Below are 7,812 nucleotides of genomic sequence, written 5' to 3'. Positions count from 1 at the left end.
GCCCCGGTGCCGTTCGGCACCGGGGCCCACCCCCTTTCCAACTGTCCTGGCTACGGTCCTGCCCGCTACTGAAGGTGCTTCTTGACGGCGGCGGCGACACGGCCGCCCTCCGCGAGCCCTGCCACCTTCGGCTTCACGATCTTCATGACCGCACCCATCGCCCGCGGCCCCTCGGCGCCCGCGGCCCGCGCCTCCTCGACGGCCTGCGCCACGATCGCGGCGAGCTCGTCGTCGGTCAGCTGCTTCGGCAGATAGGTGTCGAGGAACTCGCCCTCCGCCGTCTCCCGCTCGGACTGCTCGGCGCGGCCGCCCTGGGCGAACGCCTCCGCGGCCTCGCGGCGCTTCTTCGCCTCCTTGGCGATCACCGTGAGGACCTCCTCGTCGGTGAGGACGCGCGCCTCCTTGCCCGCGACCTCCTCCTTGGTGATCGCGGCGAGGGTCAGTCGCAGCGTGGAGGAGTGGAGCTCGTTGCGCTCCTTGATCGCGGTGGTGAGGTCTTCCTGCAGCTTGGCCTTGAGCGTGGTCATGCCCACGAGTCTGCCAGGTTCGGGGGCGGTGTCGCCTTCCGGTTTTCCGCGTCTGAGACGATGACCCCATGCGTGCGCGTTACGGAGTACCCCTGAAGGTCACCGCCGGAATCGCGGCGGTGGGGGCCGCCGGAGTGGCCTATGCCGCCGGATTCGAGGCGCGGTCCTTCCGCTTGCGCCGGATCACGATTCCGGTTCTGCCCGCCGGGATGCGCCCGCTGCGCGTACTCCAGGTGTCGGACATCCACATGGTCAGCGGCCAGCGCAAGAAGCGCGCCTGGCTGCAGTCCCTGGCCGGCCTGCGCCCTGACTTCGTCGTGAACACCGGCGACAACCTCTCCGACACGGAGGGCGTGCCGGAGCTGCTCGACGCGCTCGGCCCGCTGATGTCGTTCCCGGGCGTGTACGTGTTCGGCTCGAACGACTACTACGGGCCGCGGCTGCGCAACCCGGGGCGGTACCTGGTCGAGAAGCTGCAGGGCCGGCACGGGCTGAACGGCAACAAGCCGGTCGTCGGCGCCGTGCACAACCCGTGGGAGGGCATGCGGGACGCCTTCGACGCGGCGGGCTGGCTGAACCTCACCAACACGCGGGGCCGGCTCAAGCTCGACGGGCTGGAACTGGCCTTCACCGGCCTCGACGACCCGCACATCAAGCGCGACCGCTACGAGCGGGTCGCCGGCGGCCCCGAAGCCGACGCCGACTTCTCGATCGCCGTGGTGCACGCCCCGTACCTGCGCAGCCTGGAGGCCTTCACGGCGGACGGCTACCCGCTGATCCTGGCGGGGCACACGCACGGCGGGCAGCTGTGCGTCCCCTTCTACGGGGCCCTCGTCACCAACTGCGACCTGGACACCGGCCGCGTCAAGGGCCTCTCCACCCACGAGACCGGCGAGCGGCGCGCCTACCTGCACGTTTCCGCAGGCTGCGGCACCAACCGCTACACCCCGGTCCGCTTCGCCTGCCCCCCGGAGGCCACCCTCCTGACCCTCGCCCCGAAGGCCTAGCGGCCCCGCGGGCCCGCCCGCGAAAACCGGATTTCGTCTCCGGCCGAGGGTCCGCTAAAGTAATCGATGTCGCCAGGGCGAGAGCCCGAAAAACGGCGGCGATCGGGGTGTAGCGCAGCTTGGCAGCGCGCTTCGTTCGGGACGAAGAGGTCGTGGGTTCAAATCCCGCCACCCCGACAGAGTAAGACCAGCTCAGAGCCGGTCTCCTTCCAAGGAGACCGGCTCTGACTGTTTCTCCCCGGGCTCTCGGGAGAATCCTGGGAGAAATCTGCGCCGAAACGGCTCCCGGCCCGCTCCTACGCTCCTGCCCTCAGCAGTGCATCGAGGACGGTCACGGGCGACCCCGGCGACATCCGCCGACGGATGGCGAGTGCGCCCTCCCACATCTCGGTCAGGCCTCGGAGAAGCTCACGGCGCATCTCGGGCGTGATGTGCGAGTACCGGGCCTGAACCGAACCGTCCTCGTGCCCCATCCGCTCGTCCATGAGCTTGGGGGGCGTCCGGAGCTCGTCCATCATCGTCTTGTGGCTGTGTCGAAGCCCGTGGGGCGTGAGCCCCGGCGCGATCGGCATCCACGACGCCTCGGCACGGCCGGCGGCGCCCCGGCCTCGGGCCGGGATGCCCGGCCAGGGTTCCGCGATCAACGGCACCGGGCGCGCTTCCTGCGGCGACTTCTTCGGGTACCAGCCGGTCACGGCCGGGTGGAACAGCCAGGTCGCGAAGCCGTTCCGCCTCCAGTGCGCCGCGTTCTCCCCGGACGCCCAGGCTCGGACGTACCCGAGGTCGGCCATGGCCTTCTCGACCACGGCCCGCGTCGCCTCGGCCACCGCGCCAGGACGGTTCAGCACGTTCGAGACCGTACCGGTGGAGACCCCGGCCGCGCGCGCCACGTCGGCCAGCTTGGCGCCAGGCCGGCGGGCCGCGCCGTTGGCGGCGGCGTGCCCACTGAACAGGTATCGCCGCCCATGGCAATCACACGGCTTCTCCCCCGCCCGCGCGATCTGGCCCGCCAGGAGGTTCGAGAGCCAGCCCGGCAAATCAATCGTCCGATAGGAGTCGTCCTTCGGCGGGCAGCGGTGCAACTCGCCGGAGTCCAGCTCGTACAGCTGGTGCTCGACTCGCACGGCCGCAGGACGGATGAACTCCGTCTCCAGGCCGACGATCTCGCCCCACCGCATACCCGTGTAGCCCTTGAGGACGACGCCAACGAACTCGTCGTCCCGGCCGGACAGCAGAGCAGCCCGCTCGGCGATCAGCAGCACGCCGAGGGCGGACGTCACCACCTTCTCCGGGCCCCGGCTCCGGGATCGACCGGCCCGCTTGCCGCGGCCCCGGCGGCGGGTCGCGGGGTTCGACTCTCGGAGTTCCTCGTCAACCGCGTCGGCGAGAATCAGGTGCAGAGTGCCGCGCCAGGTCTTGATGCTGCTGGCGGCGTACCCACGCTCTCGCTCGCTGCGCTCCCACGCATCGATCTCCCCCTTCGTGATCTCGCTGACGATTGCGTCCTCGAACTGCGGGAGCAGGTGCTCCTCGATGTGCCGGCGGTAGTTCTGCATGGTGGAGGCGGCGAGGTCCTGGCCCTCGTACCACCTGCTCGCGTAGTCGCCGAACGTGATCCGCTCGGGTTCCGGGGCCACGGTGGCCCGGCCGGCGGTGAGGACTTTCTCCTCCTCCACGGCGGCCGCCTTCTCGGCGGCGCGCTTCGTCCGGAAGCGGATGGTCTTGCCGTACTCGTCGGCCACGGTGCCGTACTTACCGGGCGCGATCTTGTACCGCCCGCGCCAGTACTCCCCGCGGTTCTCTGCGAATCCCAAAGTGCTCTCTCTACGAGTGAGCCCCGCCCGGGTTGGCCGGGCGGGGCGGTCTTATGCGGCGTCCTGCTGTTGATTCAGGTGGACGGTGCGGCGTGGGGGACGTGCCCGCAACTGTGAGGCCGGCGCCGGCCTCGGGAGCTTGGGCGGCGCCCCCATCACACGGACCGAGGTGGGCCGGGGCTGTGGAGACACACTCGGGCCGGTCGACCCCTCGGCGAAGAGACGGAGAGTCTCTGCGAACTGCTCGGCCGTGAACCGGTAGGCGCGGCCGGGCTTCGTATACGGGATCCGGTGGTTGCGTGCTTGCTCCTTGACCCACCACTCAGACTTGCCGAGCGCTCTGGCGACGTCGGCCGGGTAGTAGAGGTGGGGCAGCGGGTCTCGCTTCACGGGCTGGTCCTGTCCTCTCGGCGGGCTGTGCTGGACGATGCGGGAAGTGCGCGCCTGTCCGAGGCTCGGATTTCTGCGTCACCGCGTCGCCTGTGTCATTCGCGCTCCTGACCTGCGGTTTTCGGTGACACGGGGGGATGGGGTGTGTCACCGTCCTGTGTCACCCGGGCCCTGGGGTGAGGTGGGCCGGTGACGCGGGTGACGCGGGTGACGCAGCCGGGGGCCGTCTGCGTCACCGCTGTGTGGGCAGCTCAGGGGCGGTGCGTGGGCTTGTGGTGACGTGGGTGACGCAGCGTCTCTCTTCTTAGGAAAAGAGAGGGGGTGGTGTCTGTTGTGGTGCGTGCCTTCAGGCGTGAAGAAGGAGCCGCGAAGCGGCACGCCCTTCGGGGCCGGCGTTCCGCCGGAAGGGCAAGAAGAGCACGCCCGCCCGGGGGCCGGGTGCTCTTCTTGCCTGTGCCTGGCCGCTCGGCGGCCGGTCCGGTTAGAACATCGGGTAGGGCTGGACCGGTACGGGTGGGGCCGGTCGGGTCATCTCGATATAGCGGGCGGCTTTGGTGCGGCCCCAGTCCACGAGGACGCCGCGCGCGGCGAGGGTGGGCTGCAGCCGCTTCAGACGGTCGGAGAGGACCTTGCCGGTGGTCGGCCAGCCCTTGGGCAGGGGGCGCAAGTCCTCACCGATGTAGAGCTGGGTGAGGGCGTGCAGCCACTCGGTCGAGGCCATCCGGATCTCCTTGCCGGGGTCGAGGCCGGTGGCGTGCTTGAGGACGGTCTGCGCGAGGAGGTCGCCTTCGATGACGTCGTCGTTGAGGTCGTCGAGGCTGGCCCGGTAGGCGGTCAGCGAGGCGAGGCCGGTGGCCGCGTCGAGCTGGGCGCAGAGGTGGGCGAAGTCGGCCATGCGCAGGTCGGTGGGGATGTCGGCCTCGGTGGCCCGTACCTTCACGGTCAGGTCCAGGAGCGAGCCGAGGATGACGGGCAGCACCTGCGCGTACTCCGCCCACAGCTCAGCTTCCGTCCGCCGCACCCTGGGCCGCTCCAGCCGGAGGGGGAGGAGTCGTTCGGCGAGGTCGGGGCGGATGACGCCCACGTCGATGCCGGTCAGCAGCAGCGGGCGGCGGTAGCGGGAGCGGTGGACGTCGCCGTCGCTGAACAGCGCGCGCTTGATGCTCTCGGCGCCGGTGACGATGCAGCACATCAGGTCGGACAGATCCGGCGGCAGGTGGGAAAGGTTGTCCAGGGCAGTGACCCATCCGGCCGCAACAGCCGTGATCAGGTTCTCCTCGTCCTTCGGTGCCCGTCGCAGGTCACCGGTCATGCCCTCGATGATCCGCACCAGCATCCGCCCGCCGGTGGACTTGCCGGCGCCCTGGGGGCCGGTGAGGAACGGCGCGGGAACGGGCACGGACGGCTCCAGGCAGCCGATCAGCCACGCCACGGCCAGGCACTCACTCTCGGCGTTGGCGAAGTTGCACAACCGCAGCAGGAGGTCGATGCCCTTGCCGTCGGTGTCCTTCTCCGGGATGGGCAGTTCCCCGGTGAGCTGGGTGCGCCGCCAGCACACCTCCCTTGGGTCGGGGATGCGGATGTCCCAGCCGGTGGGGTGGATGCGGACGGATCGGCCGTCGTCGCGGCCCAGGTCGAGCCACGTCGCGCCGTCGAATCCCGGGGCCACCCGGATGTGGGTGGCCTGTACGTCCTGGCTGAGCGCAAGTGCTTCGATCAAGTCCAACGCCTCTTTCAGGGCGGAGCCGTTGAACACGCCGTGCCCGTCGTTGAAGAGACCGACCATGAGTTCCTGCCGGTGGCTGCCGGTCGTGCCCTGCGAGCGAATCGGCCGGGCCACGGGGTGGCCGTTCTTCTGTGCGTACACGGTGCCTTCGATGGTGCGGAAGTACCGGAAGTGCGCCTGCGCGTAGTCGGTGATGATTTCGCGGGCCGGGGTCTTCTCTTCCTCGGGCATGGCTACATCCCCAGCTTCGTTCGGGCGTTGTCCCAGGCGGCCTCGCAGTGCCGCAGGGACTCGCCCTTTCCCTGCGCGGCGGTGAAAAGCCTCTTGATGTGCTTGTCAGTGAGGCAGCCGCACCGACCGTGGACGGACAACACGGCGAGGAACGCCTTGTACACGGTCTTGTGGACGGCCTCGGACGCCCCGGTGATGCGCTGCTCCGCCATGGCGATGCCCCGCTCCAGGTAGACGGGCGAGCGATGACGGCAGTCCCCGTCTCCGACCGGCACGGGGACAGTCACGGTGCTGGGCACCGGCCGGACCGGGGTGGGCGCCTTCACTACCAGGGCGCGTACGACGTCCGGCAGTGCGGCCATGGTGCCGGTGCCAGGTCCACGCCACTGGGCATAGACCATCGTGGACTTGATGTCGACGGCCTTGCGGACGCCGTTAAGCGAGCCCATGGCGCCCCGGTAGATCCAGTGCTCGCCGCGGGTGGTCGCCACAACCTTCGTCGGGGGGAGGTTCTCGCGGGCCCACGCGACCGCGTCCGCGTCGTCAAGGTCCACGACGGTGAGCCCCGCACCGCCGGGGTGATACGCGACGGCGTGCGCCTGCCGCCAGGCCCCCGCCCACGCAGGGGAGGTGAGGACGCGCTGGTCGGTCGTGGCCGCGCCCCACCCGTGGCAGGGGGCGGGGCACTGGCAGGGCCCGGCCGCCTTCATGTGCGGGCGGTCGCCGCATGCCGAGCGGGTGCAGGCCGGGCAGTTCCCGAAGGGCAGTTTGCCCTCCCGCAGGGGCAGGGCCGGCAGGCCGATGTCCGCAAGCCACAGTGCGGTCCGCAGGTGGCGCGCCGCGCCGCCATTCTGTCGGGTGAACGTGTCCAGTAAGCGGGGTCGGTGCTCTCGCGGGATGTCGTCGGGTTGGGTCATGCTGGACTCTCCAGTTCGGTGAAATGTGCTGGATGAGGGCGGCCCCGGTCTTTGGCGAGAGTGGGCCGCCCTTTCGGCTAGGTGGCGAGTTGCGGTTGCTGCCAGGTGGGCAGGGCGTTGAGGACGCGGTCGCGCCAGGCCAGCGCGTAGGGGAGGCAGTTGGCGCAGTTTTTGTGCGTGTGGTCGGGCAGTGGGGGTCGGTGGCGGGCGTGGGAGCTCCAAGCGAGGGAGTCCGCTGATGCCATGAGGTGTCCGACCTTGGCCAGGCCGAGCGTTTTGAACCCGAAACCGTGCAGGCGCAGCCCGTAGCTGGCGAGGGTGGTGACGATGGTGATGCCCTCGCGGGTGGACTGCCGGCGGCATACCGACCCGAGTCCCACGGTCGGCTCTCGGGTGAGGTCGACCCCGGCTTGCTGGTAGAGAGCCAGGCAGCGCTCGTAGTCGGAGAGCTCCCAGCCCTGAAGGACCGGGATGATCGGGAGGTCTGGTGCGAGGGAGCGCAGTTCGAGGTAGTTGGCGACCGTCCGCCGCTGGTGCTCGGCAACCGACAGCCCGGTTCCAGCGAACCGGTTCGGTCCCGCCTGTCCGCCGCCGATGACGATCGGCTCGCACATCCAGTCCTGTGGCGCGGCCCAGTCGAACGGGCCCACGTGCTCCCAGATCCGCCGCAGGTCTTGGATGTACTGCTGGGGGCTGCGGGTCCAGCGGCCGTGTTTCTGGAGCTCCGTGAACCCGCCCGAGTCGACCGCGTACGGGCCGAGAGCGGCCGTCAGGGTCTTGGCCTGGGTGAAGTGCTCCGACTTCAAGAACAGCGGTATCGCCGTGACTCGAACCCAGTGCCGCTTATGCGTGGTCAGGTAGAAACGCAACGCCTCTCCCCTCAGCCCTTGCGGAAAGTGCCGGACGCACGGCCGAAGAGACCGGTCGCGGTGATGTTCTGCGTGATGTGCGTGGTGGTGCCGGCCGCCCGGCCCCGGCCGCCCCGCAGCAGGACGGAGGCGAGCGCGCCAGCGGCGATGAGTGCGACGAGGGCCCAGAGGGCTTCGGCCATGGCGAGGACTCCCGGGACGGCGTAGGAAATTCCGATTCCGGCCGCGCCGATGCCGCCGCCGACGGTCGGGGCGAGGAGCGCGGTGGTCTTCGCCCACACCGGAATCCCGGCCGCGGGTGCCGGAGCGGGGGCCGGTTCGGTGGGGGTGG

At 70.1% G+C, this 7,812-nt stretch carries 6 protein-coding genes, 1 tRNA gene and 1 pseudogene; 2 read left to right on the top strand and 6 right to left on the bottom strand.

Annotated features, from left to right (window positions below; all coding sequences use genetic code 11):
• Positions 1-65 precede the first annotated feature (65 nt).
• Positions 66-527 (bottom strand): GatB/YqeY domain-containing protein, encoded by a 462-nt coding sequence (locus HYE82_RS31120; RefSeq protein ID WP_179177540.1) that lies wholly within the window; start codon positions 525-527, stop codon positions 66-68.
• Positions 528-595: 68 nt separating this feature from the next.
• Between HYE82_RS31120 and HYE82_RS31115 the strand changes: the two genes are divergently transcribed.
• Entirely contained in the window at positions 596-1,534 is a 939-nt protein-coding gene (locus HYE82_RS31115) for a metallophosphoesterase (RefSeq protein WP_179177539.1), read from the top strand.
• A gap of 103 nt (positions 1,535-1,637) precedes the next feature.
• Positions 1,638-1,711: transfer RNA gene (locus tag HYE82_RS31110), tRNA-Pro, on the top strand.
• 119 nt (positions 1,712-1,830) lie between these two features.
• Here the strand turns inward: HYE82_RS31110 and HYE82_RS31105 are convergent.
• From HYE82_RS31105 to HYE82_RS31085, 5 genes and pseudogenes are all read right to left on the bottom strand, one after another.
• Positions 1,831-3,348: a LacI family DNA-binding transcriptional regulator gene (locus HYE82_RS31105; protein WP_179177538.1), complete on the bottom strand. Its 1,518-nt coding sequence runs from the start codon at positions 3,346-3,348 to the stop codon at positions 1,831-1,833.
• 871 nt (positions 3,349-4,219) lie between these two features.
• Entirely contained in the window at positions 4,220-5,695 is a 1,476-nt protein-coding gene (locus HYE82_RS31100; protein WP_179177537.1) for an ATP-binding protein, read from the bottom strand.
• A 2-nt stretch (positions 5,696-5,697) separates the two neighbouring features.
• Positions 5,698-6,612, bottom strand: coding sequence for a bifunctional DNA primase/polymerase (locus HYE82_RS31095; RefSeq protein ID WP_256987926.1), 915 nt, complete (start codon positions 6,610-6,612; stop codon positions 5,698-5,700).
• A 77-nt stretch (positions 6,613-6,689) separates the two neighbouring features.
• Complete coding sequence (locus tag HYE82_RS31090) at positions 6,690-7,481, bottom strand: hypothetical protein (protein WP_179177536.1); 792 nt, start codon at positions 7,479-7,481, stop codon at positions 6,690-6,692.
• Between the two features lie 11 nt (positions 7,482-7,492).
• A pseudogene (locus HYE82_RS31085) lies at positions 7,493-7,812 on the bottom strand (hypothetical protein); the annotation flags it as partial.

The organism is Streptomyces sp. BR123 (assembly GCF_013401435.1).
Taxonomy (GTDB): domain Bacteria; phylum Actinomycetota; class Actinomycetes; order Streptomycetales; family Streptomycetaceae; genus Streptomyces.
The sequence above is the reverse complement of the archived record's forward strand: the minus strand, read 5'-3'. Positions and strand labels throughout refer to the sequence as shown.

Bases quoted from the DNA above. Each gene is read 5' to 3' on its own strand.
- HYE82_RS31120 (WP_179177540.1), bottom strand. From the start codon at position 527: ATGACCACGCTCAAGGCCAAGCTGCAGGAAGACCTCACCACCGCGATC.
- HYE82_RS31115 (WP_179177539.1), top strand. From the start codon at position 596: ATGCGTGCGCGTTACGGAGTACCCCTGAAGGTCACCGCCGGAATCGCG.
- HYE82_RS31100 (WP_179177537.1), bottom strand. From the start codon at position 5,695: ATGCCCGAGGAAGAGAAGACCCCGGCCCGCGAAATCATCACCGACTAC.
- HYE82_RS31095 (WP_256987926.1), bottom strand. From the start codon at position 6,612: ATGACCCAACCCGACGACATCCCGCGAGAGCACCGACCCCGCTTACTG.